Annotated in this window: 11 protein-coding genes; 6 read left to right on the top strand and 5 right to left on the bottom strand. The window is 33.8% G+C overall.

All coding sequences use genetic code 11. The annotated features are described in order from the left end of the window. Position 1 precedes the first annotated feature (1 nt). From UH7x_RS01165 to UH7x_RS01140, 6 genes are all read left to right on the top strand, one after another. The gene (locus UH7x_RS01165; protein ID WP_482361892.1) at positions 2-1,555 is read left to right on the top strand and encodes a sulfatase family protein; all 1,554 of its coding nucleotides are present in this window, start codon (positions 2-4) and stop codon (positions 1,553-1,555) included. Positions 1,556-1,562: 7 nt separating this feature from the next. Beyond that, positions 1,563-2,858, top strand: coding sequence for a GntP family permease (locus tag UH7x_RS01160; protein WP_482361891.1), 1,296 nt, complete (start codon positions 1,563-1,565; stop codon positions 2,856-2,858). A 680-nt stretch (positions 2,859-3,538) separates the two neighbouring features. Continuing rightward, positions 3,539-6,547, top strand: a complete 3,009-nt coding sequence (locus UH7x_RS01155; RefSeq protein WP_482361890.1) for a SusC/RagA family TonB-linked outer membrane protein — start codon at positions 3,539-3,541, stop codon at positions 6,545-6,547. A 31-nt stretch (positions 6,548-6,578) separates the two neighbouring features. Beyond that, positions 6,579-8,243 (top strand): RagB/SusD family nutrient uptake outer membrane protein, encoded by a 1,665-nt coding sequence (locus UH7x_RS01150; protein WP_482361889.1) that lies wholly within the window; start codon positions 6,579-6,581, stop codon positions 8,241-8,243. A 135-nt stretch (positions 8,244-8,378) separates the two neighbouring features. Next, a complete protein-coding gene (locus UH7x_RS01145; protein WP_482361888.1) occupies positions 8,379-11,732 on the top strand; it encodes a VCBS repeat-containing protein in 3,354 nt (1,117 codons plus the stop codon). Positions 11,733-11,744: 12 nt separating this feature from the next. Further along, complete coding sequence (locus UH7x_RS01140) at positions 11,745-13,388, top strand: hypothetical protein (RefSeq protein WP_482361887.1); 1,644 nt, start codon at positions 11,745-11,747, stop codon at positions 13,386-13,388. Between the two features lie 5 nt (positions 13,389-13,393). Here UH7x_RS01140 and UH7x_RS01135 read toward each other — a convergent pair whose 3' ends face one another. The 5 genes from UH7x_RS01135 to UH7x_RS01115 form a co-directional block, all read right to left on the bottom strand. Beyond that, a complete protein-coding gene (locus tag UH7x_RS01135; protein WP_482361886.1) occupies positions 13,394-14,428 on the bottom strand; it encodes a beta-agarase in 1,035 nt (344 codons plus the stop codon). Positions 14,429-14,561: 133 nt separating this feature from the next. Continuing rightward, positions 14,562-16,145 (bottom strand): hypothetical protein, encoded by a 1,584-nt coding sequence (locus UH7x_RS01130; protein ID WP_482361885.1) that lies wholly within the window; start codon positions 16,143-16,145, stop codon positions 14,562-14,564. 11 nt (positions 16,146-16,156) lie between these two features. Then, positions 16,157-17,890 (bottom strand): RagB/SusD family nutrient uptake outer membrane protein, encoded by a 1,734-nt coding sequence (locus tag UH7x_RS01125; RefSeq protein WP_482361884.1) that lies wholly within the window; start codon positions 17,888-17,890, stop codon positions 16,157-16,159. Between the two features lie 15 nt (positions 17,891-17,905). Then, positions 17,906-21,001 (bottom strand): SusC/RagA family TonB-linked outer membrane protein, encoded by a 3,096-nt coding sequence (locus UH7x_RS01120; RefSeq protein WP_482361883.1) that lies wholly within the window; start codon positions 20,999-21,001, stop codon positions 17,906-17,908. Positions 21,002-21,399: 398 nt separating this feature from the next. Next, entirely contained in the window at positions 21,400-22,809 is a 1,410-nt protein-coding gene (locus UH7x_RS01115; protein WP_482361882.1) for a tetratricopeptide repeat protein, read from the bottom strand. Positions 22,810-23,375: the final 566 nt, after the last annotated feature.

Below are 23,375 nucleotides of genomic sequence, written 5' to 3'. Positions count from 1 at the left end.
TATGAGAAGTAGTATTCACCATTTTGCAATTTGTTGCCTACTTATTTTAGCATCTTGTAAAGAAGAGAAAAAGGCTATTGAAAAAGTTGAAGAAAGTACTAAACCGAATATCGTAATTATCTATGCCGATGATTTAGGATATGGTGAAATGGGAGCTTATGGTGCTACCGAAATAAATACACCAAATCTTGACAAACTTGCCAATGGTGGAATGCGTTTTACAAATGGTTATGCGTCTTCGGCAACTTGTACACCAAGTAGATATGCATTGTTGACAGGGGTTTACCCATGGCGTAATGAAAGTGCTAAAATTCTGCCAGGAACGGCGCCGCTTATTATTGATGTAGCGCAACCTACTATTCCAAAAATGCTTCAAAAGCAGGGTTATCATACAGGTATAGTTGGAAAATGGCACTTAGGTTTAGGTAGTGGTAATGTAAATTGGAATGAGAAAATTGCTCCTGGTCCAAATGAAGTGGGTTTTGATTATAGTCATATTTTGGCGGCTACTCAAGATCGCGTTCCTACGGTATATATTGAAAATGGCAATGTTGTAAACCTTGATCCTAATGATCCAATTGAAGTAAATTATAAAGAAAATTTTGAAGGAGAACCAACAGGTTTAGATAACCCAGAATTGTTAAAAATGAAATGGCATCATGGGCACAATAATAGTATCGTAAATGGAATTCCCCGTATTGGTTTCATGAAAGGTGGTGAAGCTGCAAAATGGGTTGATGAAGATATGGCAGATTATTTTTTAGCCGATGCGCAAGAATATGTTAAGAAACATAAATCAGAACCATTTTTCCTATACTATGCCTTACAACAGCCGCATGTTCCAAGAACTCCAAATGCTCGATTTGTTGGCTCATCAGGTATGGGACCAAGAGGTGATGTAATCGTAGAAGCGGATTGGATGGTTGGTGAATTCATAAAAACTTTAGAGACTGAAGAATTATTAGAGAATACACTTATTGTTTTCTCTAGTGATAATGGACCAGTTGTAAATGACGGTTATTATGATGATTCAGAAGAAAAATTAGGTAATCATAAACCTGCTGGTGCTTTGCGTGGTGGAAAATATAGTCTTTTTGAGGCAGGAACGCGCGTACCATTTTTCACCTATTGGAAAGGTGAAATTAGGCCAGGTGTGTCAGATGCAATGGTTTCTCAAATAGATTTGTTTGCTTCTCTTGCAGCATTGACAGGTAGTGATGAGAGCACAAATGACAGTGAAGAGCTTTTAGATTTATTTTTAGGTAAAAGTTCAAAAGGTCGTGAAGAAATGGTTATCGAAGCTACTTCAAGAACAGCGTTTAGAAAAGGTGATTGGGCTATGATTCCTCCTTATAAAGGGCCAGCTATTAATAAACAAGTAAATATAGAATTAGCAAATGCTTCGGACTACCAATTGTATAATTTGAAAGAGGATATTGAGCAACAACATAATTTAGCGAATAGTAACCCAGAAAAACTTCAAAAATTAATTGGGGCATATGAGGCGATTCGTGGAACTGAAAATAAAGAAATTCAACAGCTTGAGTTAAAATAGAATCCGAATGACAGGACTCATTGTTTTAATCGGATGTATTGTATTGCTGATTGTTGCAATTACAGTTTTGAAAGTTCATCCGATTCCAGCATTATTGATTGCCGGTTTAATTTTAGGTTTGGCATCTGGAAGTTCAGTAGAAGTTGTAACAGAAAGCCTTTTAAGCGGATTTGGGAATACTCTAAAATGGATTGGTCTTGTCATTCTCTTTGGAACCTTACTCGGAGAGATACTTGCGGTTACTGGTGGCGCAGATGTCATAGCTGATAGTGTCATTAAAGTCTTTGGAATTAAACGACTACCCTTAGCATTGGCAGTAATAGGGTTTTTAGTAGGGATACCAGTTTTTGTAGATGTTGCTTATCTAACATTACTGCCGACAATAATTGCATTATCTAAAAAATCTGGACATTCAGTGTTGGTATTAGGACTTTCGCTTGCAAGTAGTTTGACGGTGGCGCACGCATTAATTCCTCCCACTCCTGGGCCCTTAGCAGTTGCAGCTATTTTGGAAACTGATATTGGCGGAATGATTCCCATAAATGTGACGGTAGGTTTATTTGCGGTTATTGGCGGCTTAATTTGGATAAAATTCAATAAAAAGAACTTGCAAATTCCGTTACCGAAAGAAGTTATAATTGTTGGGGGAGAGAAAAATTCTATTAAAGGTTTAAAACGAGTTTTACCTTTTGTAGCCTTGTTGATTCCATTGTTTTTAATGGGAATTGGAAATATTATTTCTGATGATAATCCGATAATAGCCTTTATTAAAAATCCAATCTGGGCATTATTAATTGGGGTGGTTTTCGCTTTGCCATTATTGGAACGTAAAGACTTTTCGAAAAAACTAAACGATTATTTTCAAACTTCTGGGGAGAAATCGGCCACTGTAATTTTAAAAACAGGTACCGGGGGTGCTTTTGGTCAAGTTATCAAAGACACGGAAATTGTAAATTCATTATTACCAGATGCTGGCGGTCTCGTTGCATTCAGCATAATAATCCCTTTTCTATTGGCATTTATGTTCACTACCGTTACAGGTTCAATTACTGTTTCACTAATCACGACAGCATCAATAATGGCACCTTTGGTTACCAACGGAAGTCTTCCTCCCGAATTGACAGCAGCTGCTATTGGTGCTGGTTCTTTGGGAATTATTCATGTTAACAGTAGTTTCTTTTGGCTTTTCAAAGAAGTACATGAAATAGAAACTTCTAAACTATTAAAAACTTTTAGTTTGCTTTCGGCAATTGTTGCAATCTCAGGATGCGTTGTCGTAATTTTTCTCTATAGTTTCAACTGAATATTTGTGCTTATAATATGAAAAAGCATTCTATTCTTAAATAGTAATTCTTCTAAAAATTCATTTCTTAATGTTTAAAAGTTAGTTTTCCATAAACTCATATTCAAATTGTTTGATAGCATTTGAAAAATACTATCAACTTAAAATTTATGGTTTGAAATGAAAAATGGTAAAGTAATACACTGTGAAATAATTAAAGTGCTCTCCTTCAAATTGTTATTTGTTCTCTGTCTAGTATAAACTGAAAAAAATCCCTGACAACTATCAATTGATTAAATAACGACCTTTTTCTAACTATTAAGTCAATATAGTGCCAGTTATTGATAAATGGCGATAATTGAAAGGCACTTTCTCCATGTAATTTTATGATTGACTTAAATTATCAACTTATAAAATAACTATCCCAATATTTTTCTTGTCTAGTTTATGTCTAGTGCCCAGTTTAGGTCTGATAATGCGATTTATGTATTTTTCGAATGAAATTATTGTATAATTCATATTTATTTTAAAATTAATTATAAATATGATTTTTCGTGAAAAGGTGTATTAGTGAAGATTTGTGTCATTTCTATTATACATTTTTTCGTTTATCGAACAACAAATGCTCAATGTTGAATTTAAATAACTAATCAATCTAGTAGGTAAAAATTAAACTTAATTAACTCAATAAACCAATGATTATGAAAAAACGATTTTTCGAATTTTTAAAAAAAGGTTTCCTAACGGGGCTGTTCCTTGCATTAATGGGCATGCAATATGCTCATGCTCAGCAAACCATTTCAGGAAACGTAGTAGATGAAAATGGGGATCCCGTTCCCGGAGCTAATATTGTAGTAAAAGGGACAACTAATGGTACGCAATCAGATTTTGATGGAAATTATACTATTGATGCCTCACCTGAAGATGTAATTGCCATATCATATATAGGATATACTACTCAGAATATTACAATTGGAACGCAAACTACAATTAATACGCAATTAGTACTTGATCAGCAACAATTAGATGAGGTTGTAGTTATTGGTTATGGTACAGTAAAAAAATCTGATGTTACTGGCTCGGTAACAAGGGTAGACGCGAAGTCTTTTGAAAGCCAACCATTGACTAGAGTAGAGGAAGCCTTACAAGGTAGAGCTGCGGGCGTAACTGTTGCAAAAGCCAACGGTGCGCCAGGCGCTAATATAAAAGTGCGTATTAGAGGTGTTAATTCTATTACAGGAAATAATGATCCGTTGGTGGTAATTGATGGTATTTTAGGTGGAGATTTGAGTACTGTTAATCCAAATGATATTGCAGCAATGGATGTGTTGAAAGATGCTTCAGCAACTGCAATTTATGGTGTACGTGGATCTAATGGTGTAATTATTATTACAACTAAAAAAGGTTCGGGTAAAGGAAAGATTAATTTAGACTTTTTTACAACATTTTCTAAAGTCCCTGAACTTCTACCAACTTTAGCCGATTCTCCTGGTGATTTTGCCAGGATTGAAAATGGAAGAAGAGTTAATACTGGTGGTAGTCCAGTATTTACAGATAGTGAAATTGCCGATTTAGAGGCCAACGGTGGCACTAATTATCAAGACGAGATACTTAGAAGTGGTATAAGTAAAAACCTTCAGTTATCAGCAAGTGGATCTGAGGGAAGTCTGAGATACTTTATTTCTGGTAATTATAGAGATGAAGAGGGTATTGTAATTAATACAGGTTATCAACAACTATCATTGCGTTCGAATTTAGAAGCGAAAATATCGGATAGGTTTACAACAAGCCTTAATATATATGGTAGTCGTGGTGAAATTGGCAACAATTTTCAAACTTTTGGAAGCGGTCAAGGTAGTTTAATGTATAAGGCAAATACTTGGGACCCATCAACACCTGTTTTTGATGCTGATGGAAATTATAATAAACGCTCAATAAAAGGTATAGGTTCATTGAATCAAAATCCTGTTCTTACATTAAATGAAAGTGATTTTAGTGATGTTGAAGAAAAATTAAATTCAGCACTTAATTTACGATATAGTATAACTGATAATCTTAGTTTTTCTACGGTTATTGGAACGCAATTAAGTAATTATAATGTTCAGAGATACGCTATCGAAGGGAATAATGAAATCCCGGATGCCTCATTCAGTAATAACAAAATCACTTCTTATCAAGTAAGTAATATTTTAACTTGGCAAAAAGAGTTCGGCAAACATGATATCAAATTAACAGGGGTTCAAGAATATCAGAATACTAAAAATGTTTTTAATCAATATACTGCAAACGATTTGGCATTGCCAAACGGTTTTTATTTTGCAGAATTAGCTCCTAATGCTGGTCAAACGGTTGGTAACAACTTTGGAGAAAGAGAATTATCTTCATGGATGTTAAGAGCTGAATACATTTTAAACGATAATTTGTTCTTAACGGCTACTGGTCGTTATGATGGTACATCTGTGTTTCGACCTGGAAAAAAATGGGGTTTTTTCCCATCTGTTGCATTGGCATATAACTTTAATAGTATAGTAGAAAATTCTGAATTTCTTAGTGCTTTAAAATTTAGAGCCGGTTGGGGGCAAGTAGGTAATCAAGGTATTGCTACTTATGGTACTTTTGCGAGTCTAGGTGTTAACAGTTATGCACCTAACGGTAGTGCGGCAGGACCAGGAACTTTTATAAATAGTTTCGCAAATGAAGAACTTACATGGGAGACTACCACACAAACCAATGTAGGAATTGATTTTGGTTTTTCTAATGGTCGCGGTAATCTTAGTATAGACGGATATACAAAATTAACTACAGACCTATTACTTGAAGTACCAGTGCCAACAACTAATGGTGGTGGGGTAACCATTGAAAATGTTGGAGAAGTTAAAAACTACGGATATGACATTACTTTAGGCTATGATATAGTTTCTACAGAAGATTTTAATTGGTCTTCAAATGTATCATTGTCTTATACTAGAAATGAAGTTACAAGTTTATTCGATGGTCTCGAGGAAATAGAAGGCCAATTTGCAGTGCCAGGAGGTCAGGCTAGAAGAGCTAACTTAATTCAATTAGGAGAACCTTTAGGGCAATTTAATGGTGCTAAGTTTTTGGGTACATGGAAAACCGCAGAGGCAGCTCAAGCAGCAGCTTTCGATAAAGCTCCAGGAGATCCAAAATATTTAAGGGATGAAAATGGTGAAATATGGTTTGGGGCTATTGGTAATGGTACTCCAACTACTTTTTATGGCTGGAATAATACACTTACTTATAAGAACTTAGATTTGAACTTTTTCGTTCAAGGCGCAGGGGGCTTCGAAGTATATAATTTAATGCAAGCAGGAATTACCGGTGGTGCCGGAGATTCAAGAAGTTTTATGGCTGCAGATCAAATTAATCAATGGACGCCTACAAATGAAACTGACATTCCTTCAACTGTTCAACTATTTAATTCTTCTCGTTATGTTGAAAAGGGTGATTTTATTCGATTAGCAAACCTAACATTGGGTTATACTATTAAAGATGTTATCGGACTTGATTCTATCAAGTTGTACGCAGGTGGTCAGAATTTATTTTTGATAACAGATTATTCAGGTTATGATCCAGAATCAACTTCTAGAAGAACGAATCAAGGGAACGAAGATGTTGCAGCTGGTGTTCAAGTAGGCTCATATCCTAATCCGAGAACATATACTTTAGGAGTTAAAGTAGGGTTTTAAAAAAAAATGTTAATAGAAATAAACTAAAAATATGAAAACAATAAAAATTTTTAAATCAGTAAAAGCAGTTTATGCAATCATTTGCATGATAGCTTTTGCTTCAATTTTTAATAGCTGCGAGCAATTAGATTTGGATGAAAATCCTGCTGCATCTCAATTAGCTGTGGTTCCATTTACAACTACGGAACAAATGGCATTGGGTGTAGAAGGTATCTATGGAAAATTAAATAAAGCTGCCTGGATGACCACATTTTATGTAAATGGTTGGTCTGGTGATGATATGACTACTCATAGAGCAAGTAATAAAGCAGATTTCAGAGAATATGATCAAAGGGCGATTACTTCAGATAATTCTAGAACAGCTACAAACTGGGCAGGAGTTTATGAGATGATTCGAGCTGCGAATACAGTGATAGAAAGTATAGAAGGTCAAACCTTACCGGATGCCACAGCACAGGATAGATTGTTAGGAGAGACTTTTTTCTTAAGAGGTTTAATGTTTTATCATTTAGCAAGAATACATGGTAAAATTCCATTGCCATTAGAAGTTGATCCCTACGCGAGACCTTCATTGTCATCTGAGGTAGATGTTTATACGCAAATTGAAAGTGATATGTTAATGGCAGAATCATTATTGCCTCAAACTTCGGCAGTCGGAGCTGTAAAGCCAAATAAAGGATCTGCCAGAGGCATACTCGCCAGATTATATCTAGACTGGGCGGGTTATCCTGTAAAAGATCAATCTAAATATGCCCAAGCAGCTGCCAGCGCTAAACAAGTTATAGAAGGTGGTCATGGTTTTTCTTTAGTACCTAATATGGGAGATCTTTATACGCTTGAAGGTAGGTTTAGTCCTGAATCGATGTTCACAATTGCATATTGCGCGGACTGCGGACTTCCAAATCGTAAGACAGGAAAGCTTGGTTTGCCGGGTACCGCTCCAACCAATGGTTGGCAAGAAACATTTGCTGAAATTAGATTTTACGAAGACATGCCAGAAGGGGTAAGAAAAGATGCAACATATCATCATGTAATGCCTTTAGGTGAAGATGGTAATATAATTAGTGATGATGCAACACCAATTGTAGATGAATTGCCTTGGACCGAATTTGCCGATCAACAAAATCCAGTTTTCAGAAAAGTTGTTGGCCCTTTTGAAGATGGAATTTGGACCGGTTTCCAAAGTGATCGTAATGATATGTTTATGAGGTATGCAGAATTACTATTAATTTATGCCGAAGCCTCTGGTGAAGCTGGTACCGATGGTGCTGATGCTTGGGAAGCCTTAAATATGGTACGACGACGAGCTGCTGGTTTACCTGTCGATCAGCCAGTACTTACAGAGGTTGATTTGGTAGATGAGGATGACGTGCCAAATGGCTTAACTTATGTAGATGCTACTACTGCCGATGGAGCAATACAGGATTTGGCTTATGAAGAGCGTAAATGGGAATTGGCAGGTGAATATTTAAGATGGAGCGATCTGGTACGAAAAGAACAAGTACAAGCTGCATTAGGTGGTACCGCACGTGACCCGCGTGTTTCTATAGGTACGTTGTATGATGGTGATGGAAATGGGACGCCAATTCCATTAACCTCTCCTTCTAATCCAATTTTGGGATCTACAGGAACAGATAACTATTTTGCACCCATTCCGGCTGCAGAAATTGAAAAAAACCCTAATCTCGGGGGATAATATGTTGAGTTAGTTTATTTTAAGCAAGGCGGCGAAATTTGAAAATAATTTTGCTGCTTTGCTTTTTGACAATATTTTTTTCTCATGCTAAAGACTCCAAAAAACTTCGTAAATTATAGAATGAAATTAAAAATTATGAAATACAAATGGTTAGATATCCTTATTCGGCCAACTATATTTCTTTTGTTTGGCTTTTTAACCGTATTAGCTTGTGAAGATGCTAAAGAAAAAGACTCAAATAAAACTGAATTGAATTCTATTAGATTATTTACATCTGTAAATTCTGATGAGACTGGAATCAATTTTGTAAATGAATTAGAAGAAACATTAGAATCCAATTATTATCAATATATGTACACTTATATAGGAGGAGGAGTCGCTGTTGGTGATATTAATGACGATGGCTATTTAGATTTGTATTTTACTTCTAATTCTTCAAAAGACAAACTTTATCTAAATCAAGGTGGATTAAATTTTATAGACATAACAGAAAAAGCTGGTATTAATATAAATGATGGTTTTAATACAGGAGTAACCATGGTAGATATTAATAACGATGGTTTACAAGATATCTATGTTTCACGAGGAGGTTGGAAAGATGATAATAACAAGTTTGCAAACCTACTATATGTAAATAATGGTGACTTAACCTTTACAGAACAAGCTGAAGTTTATGGCCTTGCTGATAAAAACCGAACGATTCAAGCTGTTTTTTTTGATTATGATCGCGATAATGATGTAGATGTTTATATATCAAATACTCCTGATATTACAAGTAGGGCAGAAGTGTTAGATTTAGATAAAATTCAAAAAGACCCGAATACCTTAAAGCTGAAGGGCAGTGATCGACTTTATAATAATGATGGTAATGGGCATTTTACCGATGTTTCAAAAAAAGCTGGATTACAGTATGATATCGGATTCGGACTTAACCCACAGGTAGGCGATTTAAATAATGATGGGTGGCTTGATATCTATGTGTCAAATGATTTTAATGTTCCTGACCTAGCATATATTAATAATGGAAATGGAACTTTTACGGAGTCACGCGATAAAATGTTTAAGCACATGTCATTTAATAGCATGGGGAGCGATATGGCAGATGTAAATAATGATGGCCTAATGGACCTTATGACTTTAGATATGAACCCTGAAGATTATGTTCGTTCTAAAACTACTATGGCCATGACTTCAATATCAAAATTTGAATTGATGGTCGAAAAAGGGTATCATCATCAATACATGCACAATATGTTACAGATGAATAATGGTAATGGTACTTTTAGTGAAATTGGTAAAATGGCAGGTATGGCTAATACTGATTGGAGTTGGTCATTATTATCTGCGGATTTTGATTTGGATGGATTGAATGATATGTTTATTACAAATGGTGTTTATCGTGATGTAATCGACCAAGATAAAAACAATGAAATTTTAGGAATATTAAAAGAGAATTCTAGAAAACCCACCGCTGAGGATTTTCTGAAATTCACTAAAATGTTACCACAACAGAAGTTGAATAATTTTTTCTTCAAGAATAATGGTGATCATACATTTACTGATTTATCGGGAAGTTGGTCTGAAAATAAACCGACATTTTCAAATGGGGCATTATATGCCGATTTAGATAATGATGGCGACTTAGATATTGTAGTAAATAATATAAATGACAAGGCTACCGTATTAAAAAATAATTCTGAAATACTAGGTAGAAAGTATCAGTTAAAAGTCCAATTTATTGGCCCAAAAAAGAATTTATCAGGAATAGGTACCACTGTTAAATTACATTTGGCTGATGGGTCATTACAGGTTAGACAACTAATCAATACAAGAGGATTTTTATCTGCGGTATCTAATGTATTGTACTTTGGTATGGGTGAGAATCTATCAGCTACAAAGATGGAGGTAATTTGGCCCGATGGTAAAGTTCAAATTCTAGATGATGTTCATGCAAATCAGCATCTTCATATTGATTATGATTACGCCGTTGACCCTGAAATGAAATCGGAAAAGCAAGAGTCAAATTTATTTAGTAAAATGGCGAGTAAATATGAACATTTAGACCCTTATTTTAATGATTTCGATTTGCAAATTTTACTCCCACATAAATTGTCGCAAACTGGGCCTGGTATAGCCAAAGCAGATATTAATAATGACGGTATTGATGATCTTTACCTTGGTGGTGGTAGGGGGCAAGCTGGTCAATTACTTTTGGGTGCACCTGATAAAAAATTCACTATAAAACCAGTCTCAGCTTTTGGAATAGACAAAGCCTCTGAAGATGTTGGAGCTACTTTTTTTGATGCTGATAATGACGGTGACCAAGATTTATATGTAGTAAGTGGAAGTTACGAGTTTAGAGAAAACCCAAGACTGCTTGTAGATAGATTATATAAAAACGATGGTTCCGGTAATTACAAAAAAGCTGAAGATGCCTTGCCTTTAGTAGGTATTGCAGGTTCAATTGTAATTCCTAGTGATTACGACAACGATGGTGATATAGATTTGTTTGTTGGAGGCAGATTAATAACTGGTAGATATCCTTATCCGGCGAGTAGTGCCTTGCTTATAAATGATAATGGTCAATTTACAATGGGAGCAGATAAATTTGCCCCTGATTTGGGTGGCTTAGGAATGGTGACCGATGCGGTCTGGACCGATTTTAATAGTGATGGAAAAACCGATTTAATCGTTACTGGAGAATGGATGGGTATTCAAGTATTTCTTAATGAGAATAATAGACTTGTGAAAAGCGGAAATTATAAGAACCTGTCAGAAGCTGTAGGATGGTGGAATAGAATTTTAATTGATGATATAGATAATGATGGCGATAAAGATATTGTAGCTGGAAATCTAGGATTGAATTATAAATTTCATGCTTCAAAAGAAAGACCATTTGAAATTTATACGTCCGACTTCGATTTAAATGGAACTGAAGATGTAATTCTTGCGAAGGAATATGGTGGAAAACAAGTTCCGGTACGAGGTAAAACATGTATGACACAACAGTTGCCACAATTAGCGCAGAAAATACCGTCGTATAATGATTTCGCTAGCAAAGATTTAAAAAGTATCGTTGGCAATGGATTAGAAACTGCATTGCATTATAAGGCAACTGAATTTAGGTCGGGAGTTTTTATTAATAATGGTACTAAAGGATTTGCTTTTGAGGCTTTTGAAAATAGCGTACAGCAGTCACCAATAAATAGTATACTTTTTGTAGATTTCGATACGGATGGAAAAAAAGACTTGCTTTTGGCAGGCAATAATTATCAATCGGAAGTAGAAACTACTAGGGCAGATGCAGGAATCGGTTGTTTTTTAAAAGGAAATGGTAATGGTAGTTTTGAGTTAATTAATAATTTAAAAACTGGTTTTTTTGTTGATAAAGATGTACGAAATATGTTGTTGTTAAATCCTGGCAGTGATGAATTAGTTGTAATTGCAAATAACAATAGTTTTTATGAATTTTTTGATGTTAAAAAATAATGGCAATACTTAATGAGCTATACACTTAAAAAATTAACTACAATACTTTTATTCTTCTGCATTATTTGCTCAGTTGATAATGTTGTAGCACAAGATTCTCCCAATAATTACGAGAACCTAAACTCGGAAGCGTTATTTGAAAAAGGTTTAGAGCTTAGGTTTCAACAACCCAATCAATCAATCACTTTATTGGAGCGTGCACACAAAAACTTTTTAAAGGAAGGTGATACTTTAAAAGCGATTAAGACGCTATTAGAAATGCCCTATCAATATGGACAAAAAGTAGATTATGCCAAAACGTATGACGGGCTATGGCTCGCACTTTTTTTGGCAGATGATATAGATGATCAAGCAATTAAAGCAGCTATTTATACGCGTTTAGGTAGGCTTTACAGTTTTTATAAAAAGGAGGAAAAATCTCTTGAGTATTTAAATACAGCGCTGAAAATAAATAAAGAATTAATATCAAAAAAGGAGGTTGATAAATCTGTTTTAGTACAGAACTATTATTTGTTCTGCGCTACTTATAGAGAACTTGATAAACCCAAACTGGCAAAGAAATATTTAGATAGTTGTTTTTTAAATTATGAAGATTCGAATAAAATAATATTTAAACCGTATTTGAAGTTTGAAAAATCTTTCATTTTATCTAAAGAGAAAAAATTTAATGAGGCGCTTCAAATAATGAATGAGATAGAGCCTTGGTTTTTGGAAAATCGACCTTCTTATTTAGTCTTGGTATATACGTATTGGGGTGACATTTATCAAAATGAAAATAATTTAAAACAAAGTGAATTTTATTATCAGAAAGCAATAGAAACATCGGCTAAATATAATAGCCATTTAGATTTTTCTATTTTGGTTCATGAGAGATTGACTAATTTATATGTAGCCAAAGGCAATTATGAACAGGCTTTTGCCAGCCAAACGAGAGCAAAAGAATTGGATGCCCGGTTTTTTGATAGTAGGAGTGCTGTGAATAGACCTTTATTAGAAATTAAAGATGAGTTTAGATTAGAAAAGGAAAGACAAGAAAAGTTAATTCAAAAGCAACGTGTAGAACAATTGGAACAAGAAGATAAAATTTCGTTCCTACAACGAATTATTTTACTCGGGGCATTGGTTTTTACTTTAATTATTGCATTTGTTTATGTGTCGCATATTCGTGCGAAGCATAAAATTGAAAAAGCACTTATAAGACGAAACAAAGAATTGGAAATTCAAAAATCCAAAGAACTTTTGGAACTTAAAAATAAAGAACTGGCTGCCTCTGCACTTCAACTCGTAGAAAAAGATGAATTTCTTAAAGATATTAAAAGCAAGCTAAAAGGTGAAAACGGTAACATTCAAACTGCTGAAATAAATAGAGTATTAAAATCTATATCACATAGTAACCAAAATAATTGGGACGAATTTAAATTGCGATTTACGCAAGTGAATGAAGATTTTTATAATCAAGTAACTACTAAATATCCAAAACTGAGTCAAGCTGATCAAAAAATATGTGCATTAATTAAACTTAATTTCTCTAGTAAGGAGATGGCTAGGCTTCTTGGAATTTCAGTGGAATCTGTTCATACTACACGATATAGATTACGAAAAAAAATGGGATTGGATAGAAGCGTTAATCTTGAGGATTTTATTGCTAATATTTAACAAACTTAGTTATTACTAACGGGCTTAAAAATTCGTATCCAATCTATTTTAAAAGTGTGATTATCTGTATTTGTTAATTCAGTATCTGTAGGGGTATAGGTATCTTGCTGCTCTCCTGATTCTGGACTTGAACGCCAGGTTTGATCTTCTGTGTTAATAATAATATCCATCTCTTTATTAAGGCCCGTTCGAGTATCTTCTAATGTATTTCCTGGATTAATTGAATTTGTATAATAAAGTGGGTCTATAACGTCTTTGCCAGAAACTGTACGCACCAATATACCATCAATATAGTATTCCAAATGCCAAGGGTCTTTCCAGTAGACTCCAAACCTATGGAAATCTTTATTCCAAATTGTACCGTTATGATACCATGAACCATCGTCTTTAGGTTGATAATCACTAAATGGGTCGCGAATAAATACATGGTGACTTAGATGTATACGTTCAGCAAACCAGATATGATTTCTATTTGCACTTTCGGAAAATTCAGCGCCGTATGCCTCAACAATATCAATTTCTTGGGTGTCATCAGGACTAAGTAGCCAAACATCAGAGGCAAGTGTTGAATTCATTATTTTTGCTTTAGCTTCTATATAAACTGGATAGATAAGTGTATTTTTTGAGGTAATACATCCCATATTTATTCTGTTAGTACCTGCTTTTCGAGAAGATGTTAGCTGCAAGTTTCCATTTGAAACTTTCGAATGATTTCTTTGCCATTCAGTTCGTCCGGGGCCAGTCCATGGGTTATGATAAAAATCATCCCATTTTAATAAAAAAGTATCTCCTTTAGATTCGGCAAGTGCTTCGTACTCAAAATTATCAGAGAGCTCTTGAAATTCCCAATGCATATTCGCTCCTGCGTTAGCAGGTACAGGTATAGTTTTCCAAGTTACTTCTTGTTCAGTTTCATTGTCATCATTTTTTTTTGGTGTAATAGAAGTATTAGTTTCTTGTTCAAAGGTGATATTCTCGTTATTCGAACAGTTTATAATTAATAGTGAGTATAAAATAAATAATAAATTAAAGCTTTTCATAGTTACTTTTTAATTCTGGTTTTCAAAAAGAAGCAATGCTAAAAAAGGTTATTAAAAATGATAAGGGTGACGTTTAGATTAATCCAAAGGTCACCCTATTTCAAACTAACTCAACAAAACATTCTAAATATTGTTATGGTCTTAATTCTACTTCTTTAAATGAAATATTATCTAAATAGAATTTTAAGGTTTGATCGGTACCTTCGCTATAACCTCTAATTAACATTCCTATATCCGTTGTCGCAGGAGCTGTAAAGAAACCAGATCTATAAACCCATTCTCCAATTGGAAATTCTTCATCAAATGTTACTGGAATAACTTCAAATGTAAAATCCGTTGGAAACATTCTAATATCAGATAAGAAAACATCTGAAGTTAATGGATATGGAGTGCTTACAAATGGCTCGGTTACATATACCCAAAAACCAACCTCATAACCTTGATCTTGTTTCAATGACACCAAAGCTGGGCCTGTTCCATCTTCATGCCCAACAATCATTCCACCTTGGGGTCTAAATTCTATGTAGGCAGATTTGTTTCCTCCTTCATCTGGAAGAGGTCTTTCGGAATTTATTGCCAAATCATATTCTCCATAGATTCCTCCCCACCATTGGTAAGGCCAACTAGTTTCCAATCTGTTTTCAAAACTATAATCGAAGCTTGTGTCTTCTAAAATATTTTTAGAATCATGATACGCTGCAATTTGGTCCGTAAAAGCTGTAGCAATAACTAAATCAGAAGTTCTTAATTCCCCTTGAGCATAAGAAACACTGGCAACATCATTGGCGTAAACTGTTTCATTTAAATCTAGTATAATAATGTTTTCCTCTTCAACCTTTAGAGTTGCTGATACTATCTCAGTAGGGATACTATTTTCACCATTTGTTAAATTCACTTCAAAGGTAGAATTGTCAAAAGAATCTGGATCCATATCTCTACTAAAGACTAATTCTATTTTTCCTTCATTTTCATTTACTGCTTCAAGAACAACGGGCTCAGTAGATGGAATTACCTTAATGAAATTAGGAATTGACAATTCCTCGCCGCCTTCTGGTCTACTTCGATTTGCTTCAAATGCAAAATCGTAGGTGCCAACCTTTTTATATTTGAAATCAAATTCATCAACAAAAGTGTCTTCAGTTACTGCAGAACCACCCTCTAAGTTCCAGATATAGTTGTCTGGATCACCAGTAGTTGTTACTACATAACGAACAGAAGAACCTGCCAGAACCTCGTTGGTCGTTTTAGTTAATTCCTTACCCGTAGAGCCATCATTGTTTACTGAAAAAGCCTTAAGAGAAGTGATGTTTACTTCATCTAAAACTGTTACAACAATAGTAGTATCTAACTCTTTTCCTGCCGGGCTGGTACTGTCATCATTTGGGTATGCATTACCTTTAAATACCTGATGTAGCGTTACATTATGTTCGCCTACCTTATTGAAAAAGCCTTTTACTATATCTTTATTAGAGGTATTTCCTGTTTCACTAGCTAATGTTGACCCTTCAGGAAAAGTCCACGTTCGAGAAACTACCCCTCTTGAAATATCACCAAAATCTATATGGTCACCTGGATTTATTTTGTTTTGAAAATCCATTTCGGAAGTTACAATCGCCCTATGATTAGGTTCAATTAGCGTTACACTTTCATCATCTGAACACGCGGTAAAAATGATAGTCAGAAAGAAGACGAATTTTAGAATTTTTATATTTTTCATATGTCTTTTATTTAGTTTGAAATGTTCTCATTTGTTTGCAATTCTTGACTTGGAATCGGGAAATAATCAAGTGCCGCACTATAATTTTCAGCAGCTAACACAAAATCGGGTCGTATTCTTTCAACAATAAATAATGGAGCCACACCACCATCATTAACTTTTAATATGGTTTCTTTATTAGATTCTCTCCATATTTCGTCTGCTCTTAATTCGTCGAATACTTCTTGAACAATACCCCAACGAACCAGATCTTTCCATCGATGACCTTCAAAACAAAGTTCAACTGCACGCTCTACTCTTTGCAAATGGGTTAGCACAGTTTCTTTACTTGGTGATACCATTGGTTGCGTACCATGTACTTGTTTACTCACATGTAATTGAGGAAACATACCGCCATTATTTGCTACATATTGTTCTAATGTTATAACACCTGCTCGTGAGCGAACCATGTCTATATATTCCATTGCTGTGGTAAAGTTCCCATCTGCTTCTAATAAAGTTTCTGCATACATTAATAATATATCAGCATAACGAATATGTCTAAAGTTAATTCCAGATCTTTTGTTCGCAGGTTCTGCTTCTAAATGATACCAATTAGAGTGTTTCTTAACATAAGCACTTTGACCAAAGCCAAAACCACGAACATCTGCTGCTTCAAACCCATAATATAGGCCTTCCATATTTCGAACGGCTATAGAAGAATTCATTCTTCTAGATTCTACATTACCATTGTTTATAGGATTACTTGGGTCTACTTCATCATTTACTAACATTTCATGAAGATTATATGAAGGTATAACCGTATTAAATGCTCCATAATTTAATTGTCCTACTGCTTGTGAAAGACCAGTTGATTCTGCTCCAGTACTATTTGGAGTATCATCCACATTTTCACCATTTACCCCTGCTGCAAGGGTAAAAGAATAGTTTACTTCAAAAATTGATTCTGAATTAAATTCGTTCTCATGCCAAAAATTATCACTAATATCTGTGGTGAGACTATAAACTTTAGAATCAATAACTTCTTTAAATAAATCCCTAGCTGTAGGGTAATCCTTATCATATAAATAAACTTTACCTAAAAGAGAAGTAGCGGCACCCCATGTTGCTCTTCCAAGATTTTTATCATCCCAAGTTTGTGGTAAATTGCTCTTTGCAAATAATAAATCTGGAATTATTATTTGAGAATTTATTTCGGCTATTGATGAAAAAGGTTTTGATAATTCTTCTTTAGTATCTGCAATACCATTATGTATTATCCCCCCGCCATAGCTGTGTGCTAATTGAAAGTAGAAAAATGCTCTTAAAAATCGGGCTTGAGCCTCAATTTCTGCTTTAGAATCATCTGAAAATATGCTTGTATCTGCCTCTTGTATGTATTGAATTACTTGGTTAGCTCTAAAAATACCAACATACAGTTCATTCCATTTATCCGTAATATGGTAAATGCCATCATTAAAGGTTAAATTTCTAAAGGCAAGTGGTCTATACCAACTTTCTGTACCCGCTATATCTCCTAAAACAAATTCGTATTCAAGTTTCTCTCCGCTTATGCTTTGAAATTGTAGCGCACCGTAAACGGTAGCTAAAGCGCTATTAAATTGTTTTTCTGTTTCCCAAAAGGTTGCTGTTGTAGTTGCATTTGGATTTAATTCTTCTAAAAAGGTATCTTCATTACAGCTGAAAAAAACTAGAGCTGAAATATAAACTAGTATTGAAGTTTTATTATATATAAATTTCATCATTTTGTTTTTTTGATATTAAAAGCTTAATTGAACACCCAATAAAAATTGTCGAGTAACAGGATAATTTCCTCTATCAACCCCTCTGGTAAATATTCCGTCTCCACCGACTTCTGGATCGTAGCCATCATATTTTGTAAAGGTTAATGGGTTAGTTGAGCTAAGATAAATTCTTGCCTTTTCTATACCAGAGGATTCAATTCCAGGAATTGTATATCCCAGTGTTAATGCTCTAATTCTTAGGTAAGAACCGTCTTCCAAGAAATAGTCCGATCCGGCTCGTATATTACTATGATAAGCATTTTGCCTGAAAGTAGGAATATTAGAAGTTGGGTTTTGGGGGCTCCACATACTTAAAAGATCAGTATGTCTACCGCCGGTATAAGCATAAAGTTTGGCTCCATTGTAAATTTCCGCACCATGTGAGTAGAAACTTTGCACATTAAAATCAAAGCCTTTATAATCCATATTTAAACTTAACCCTGCTTCAAATTCCGCTTGTCCAGAACCAGAATAAACTCGGTCATTATCGTCAATTTTACCATCGTTATTAGCATCCTTATAGCGCATGTCTCCTAACTGTGGAGTGCTTAATGAGCTAATATCTAATTGGTTATTTGCATCTAATTCTTCTTGTGATTTTATAACCCCATCATGTTGATATAGAAAAAATGCTCCTGCTTCATATCCTTTAGCTAAAAAAGTAGTATACTCAATATTATCACCACGAGAAACAATTGGTCTACCATTGGCATAACCTCTTTCAATACCATTTAAATCTGTTATCTCATTAGTGTTCTTAGTAAAAGTTCCGGCAAGACTAAAATTAAAATCTTCGCCAATATTATCATTGTAATTTATGGCTAACTCAATTCCTTTATTAACCATATTTCCCGCATTTACAACCTTAACATCGTAAATACCCAATGCACCAGTATGATACGTACCTGAAGAAGCAGGAAGACGTTCTTGTAATAACATATCATTTTTATCATTTTGATAAAGATCGGCGACGATGTTTACTTTGTTATTAAATAAGCCTAAATCTATACCTATGTTCTTAGAAATTGTAGTTTCCCATTTAATGTTTGGATCTACATATCGTCTTTGGATTGCTCCGTAATTTAGTTCTTCATTTGGTCCAAATGGATAATTAATACCTGATTCTATAATAGGAGTGAAAGAATATGGAGCTATTGCTTGGTTACCGACTTCAGCCCAACTTCCTCTAATTTTTAGAGAATTTATTATGTCTATATTAAACCAGTTTTCTTCAGATACATTCCATCCTGCAGAAAATCCATAAAAATTACCATATCTATTATCATTGGAAAATTTAGAAGAACCGTCTCTTCTATAGCTAGCGGAGAGAAGATATCTTTCGTCATAATTATATTGAACTCTACCAAGTTTACCGCTTAACGTAGTTGTTTGATTGTAAGTGGTAGGTTTTATAGCTTCACTTCCGGCACCTAATGTTTGTATATCATTACTAGCTTCTTCACTATAAATTACGCCTAAGCCTAGGTTTCTTTGTTTAAATTTTTCATAGGAAAGTACTCCTAGTAAATTAATATTGTGCTTTCCAAAATTGGTTGAATAATTAATTATATTCTCTATAGATTCTCTATTAGAGAAAACATAATCTTCGTTTAATAATGCTTGAGGGTTGGATGCCGTTGCATTATATTCACCAGTTCGAGAATATGCTAAATATTGAGGTCTAAAAAATTTTCTAAAGTAATTGTATTCATTTCGGCCTAAGTTTATTTTATACTTTAATCCGTCTAAAATTTCATATTCTAGATTAAGAGCTATGTTATTAGATTTTGTTTCTCTTTCATCAATATTATTTAATTGACTAGATAAATAACTATATTGAATTTCATTTCCTACATCAAGTGTTACACCATTGTCTCCAACGGCAGGGATATCTCCTAGTGGTCTACTCCAAGGTGCTTGAGCGATACCATACTCATATAAAGCCCATGGTTCTTGTTCGCGGTTTTCAATTGTATAACCAACTGTGGCAAATGCTTTAAACTTTCCTTTACTAAATTGACCGGTTAACCTACTGGATAACCTATTGAATCCAGAATTAATTAAAACACCCTCTTGTTTAAAATAATTGGTTGCAAAGTTTAGGGTTAAATTCTCTACACCACCAGAAATATTTAGGTTGGCACTTTGAATTATAGCATTGTCATTTTGTACTTCACTAACAAAATCGGAATCATAATCTAATGCATTGGGCTCAAAAAAGAATGTTAGTGGTTCATTACCTAATTGCTCTGTAGTAACCTCTAAGTTATACAATTGTTCATTTGTATTCATTAAAGGTGTACCAGAGGTTATATTTTGAATACCTGTGTAGGTTGAAATATCTATTTTCAAACTTCCCACACTACCTTTTTTAGTAGTAATAAGAATTACGCCATTAGATGCTCTAGTTCCATAAACTGATGCAGCAGCACCATCTTTAAGAATATCTATAGTTTCTATTTGTTCAGGTGCGATGTTTGGGTTTCCTTCGTAAGGTATTCCATCAACAACATACAAAGGACCTAAAGCACCTGTGCTTATTGAACCAAGTCCTCTAATTTGTACATTTGCTGCTTCACCAGGTCGACCACTTGCAGCCTGAATATTTACACCAGCTACTTTGCCCTGGATTGCTGCTCCTAAGTCTGAAACGGCAGTTTTTATAATTTCAGAACCATCCACTTTGGCTACTGCACCGGTAACTTCTTTTTTCCTTTGAGTGCCATAACCTACTACAATAACTTCTTCAAGTTGTTCAGTATCTTCTTCTAGAACTACGTTAATAGTGGTCGTTGTCGAGTCCACTGTAAAATTTGCCGTTTTAAAACCTAGATATGAAAACGTTAATACATCGCCTTCATTAGTTTTTATTTCGTAAAAACCATCTATATCTGTAATAACTCCGTTGGTGGTGCCATCAACAAAAACAGTTACACCTGGTAGTGGTATTCCTAGATTATCTTTTACTTCACCAGAAGTTGTACTCTGGGCAGATAACCTAATCACCCCTAATAAGAGTATGACAATTAATAGGGGGAACTTCTTTCCCTTAATTTTTTTTGATTTTTCCATAAAGTTAATTTGAGTTATTAGTTAAAGTTGTTCGTCTTTTTGAAAAATTATCAAACTGATAATATATGAGCTATCATTTTGACTTTTCTAAAATTTTTACAGGATAAAATTAAGTTTTATGTAATGATGTAGTGGTTAAATTAACTTGATTAAAACTTAACAACATCGTTTTTTAAGGCAAATAAACCCCTTAAAATAGGCGAAAACATAAAAATGGAATGAAATAGAACTTGACATTGAAAAAAGAATGTAGAAAATAAATGTTCAATTATTGAATAAGCCGAAAGTAGTGGGAACTCGTTTTTAAGCTAGTGAGTTTAGCTTAAAAATAGTCTAATTAATGTGATAATAGAGTTTAATGATTTATTTAAAAGATGATTTTGACACGGCAAATTAATTTACAATGACGCAATAAATTCTGTTAAATTTTGTGATCTTTCTAGTTTTAGTTTCTTTCTTAATCGATGTCTTGAGGTGTGCACACTTTCAATGGATATACCTAAAAGCGAAGACATTTCTTTACTTGAAAAATTCAGCTTTATTAGGGCGCAAATTTTTAAATCGGTTTGTCCTAAATTTCCATAGTTTTCTTTAATTTTTTTATAAAAACTTTGGTTGATGGTAGTAAATCGAGCTTCAAACTGTTTCCAATTACTACCTGGTGTACCTTGAATTGTCCTAAGCATTCTATGAATGGTTTTTACATCAACGGTATTATTCCCAGAAATACTTGTTTTAAGTTTTTCAATAAATTGATCTTTTTCAATTAATTGCAAAGCTGAGGAGGTTAATTCTTTATTTTTAAGCTCTAATATTTCATTAGCTTTCTGACGTTCTATTTTTCTTTTTTCGGCAATTGCTAACTTTTCTCTTTTATGTTTGCGTCGTACGTTTCTTATCAACAAATAAGCTGAAATTAATACAGAAGCAATACCTATTATCATAAGCGCAAACCTAAGATTTAAGACTTTTTTCTCATTTTCTAAATTTACGATACGCTGTTCACGAATTAGTTTTGTTTCTTTTTCTTTTTGTACTCTAAACTGATCTTTAATTTCGAATAGATGCTCGTTATTTTTACTTTTCCTTCCAAATATTTTTTCATTTAAGTCGAAGGCTTCATTTGAATGTTTATAGGCGTTTTTGAAATCTCCTAATTTAAAGTAAGCTTTAGAAAGAGCTTCTTGAGCTAATAGTTGATAATCTGAATGGCTCCTGTATTCTTTCGAACGAGCCAACGAATTTTTATAAAAACCAATACTTTTTGTTATTTCCCCTTTCAAAGTATATGAAGCGCCAATTAGATAATTGATGATTACTAAATAAGGTGGATTCTCAGTTGTGAAAAATTCTCTAGAATCAAATAATTTTTTGAAAGCCAAATCATAATTCTTATCTACTGCATGTAAAAAACCTTCTTCGGCTTTTAAATATGCGTTTTTACTATTTCCACGTTTCTTCTGTAATATTTTGCAGCTATCTAAATAAACTCGAGATTTCTCGATATCTCCATTTACTCTGAAAAGATTTACCATGGAAAAATAGTCACTGATAACATATCCATCCGAAATTTGATTAGTTTCATATAAGTGTTTTTTTATCTCTAAGGAAAGTGTAAAGTACTTTATGGCTTCATCAGTTCTACTATAAAAAGAATATAACCAACCTAGTTCTTGATAAATTTGTGATTTAAAAAAATCATCCTTTGAAGCTTCTGCAAGAAAAAGTGCTTTCCAATAACCATCATATGCGTTCCCATAATCAACATTATGTGCATAAAGAGAGGAAAGCTGTAATAGGCTTTTCATAATGTTTGTAGTGTCTTTTGTCTTTCTATAGTATATAATACCCTTTTTATAATGGTGAATAGCACTGTCTCTTTGATGGTATCTTAGCTTTTCAGCTTTTATAAAGTCACTATTTTCTTGGCTAAAAAGAGAACTAAGGCTTAAAATGAATAATAAGTATAAAAAGGCTTGATGGCGCACCTTTAATATATGATGTGACTTCTTCAAATTTATATTCTTCTCCAAATTTAAAAATAACATGGTGTTCTGTTTTTAATTATAATGTAGGTACTATAGGTAACATGTATTCTATTATGGTAATGATGAACTTGTTCATGACTAAAATACAAATTGTTCAGTTTTATTTTTATGTATTTATAGTGTTGTTCAGTTTTTGTCGAGTGTGTAATTAACTATTGAAAGCTTAAAATCTGCATATTTACGTGCTTGAAAACAATTCGTAATTTTTTAGTGGTTTTCATGAATTCTATAATAATATTCTTTCAGAAATAAGAATAATGAACTTTGGGATAGCGCTAATTAGTTATTCTTAAAATTTGAATAGAATTATATAAAGGAAGTTCGTG

The sequence above is a fragment of the Aurantibacter sp. UH7 genome, assembly GCF_056839165.1.
Note: the sequence above shows the minus strand (reverse complement) of the source record. Positions and strands in the feature narration are given on the sequence as shown.

What these genes read in the sequence shown, in the direction of transcription:
- UH7x_RS01165 (WP_482361892.1), top strand. Translation starts at nt 2, where the DNA reads ATGAGAAGTAGTATTCACCATTTTGCAATTTGTTGCCTACTTATTTTA.
- UH7x_RS01160 (WP_482361891.1), top strand. Translation starts at nt 1,563, where the DNA reads ATGACAGGACTCATTGTTTTAATCGGATGTATTGTATTGCTGATTGTT.
- UH7x_RS01155 (WP_482361890.1), top strand. Translation starts at nt 3,539, where the DNA reads ATGAAAAAACGATTTTTCGAATTTTTAAAAAAAGGTTTCCTAACGGGG.
- UH7x_RS01150 (WP_482361889.1), top strand. Translation starts at nt 6,579, where the DNA reads ATGAAAACAATAAAAATTTTTAAATCAGTAAAAGCAGTTTATGCAATC.
- UH7x_RS01145 (WP_482361888.1), top strand. Translation starts at nt 8,379, where the DNA reads ATGAAATACAAATGGTTAGATATCCTTATTCGGCCAACTATATTTCTT.
- UH7x_RS01140 (WP_482361887.1), top strand. Translation starts at nt 11,745, where the DNA reads ATGAGCTATACACTTAAAAAATTAACTACAATACTTTTATTCTTCTGC.
- UH7x_RS01135 (WP_482361886.1), bottom strand. Translation starts at nt 14,428, where the DNA reads ATGAAAAGCTTTAATTTATTATTTATTTTATACTCACTATTAATTATA.
- UH7x_RS01130 (WP_482361885.1), bottom strand. Translation starts at nt 16,145, where the DNA reads ATGAAAAATATAAAAATTCTAAAATTCGTCTTCTTTCTGACTATCATT.
- UH7x_RS01125 (WP_482361884.1), bottom strand. Translation starts at nt 17,890, where the DNA reads ATGATGAAATTTATATATAATAAAACTTCAATACTAGTTTATATTTCA.
- UH7x_RS01120 (WP_482361883.1), bottom strand. Translation starts at nt 21,001, where the DNA reads ATGGAAAAATCAAAAAAAATTAAGGGAAAGAAGTTCCCCCTATTAATT.
- UH7x_RS01115 (WP_482361882.1), bottom strand. Translation starts at nt 22,809, where the DNA reads ATGAAAAGCCTATTACAGCTTTCCTCTCTTTATGCACATAATGTTGAT.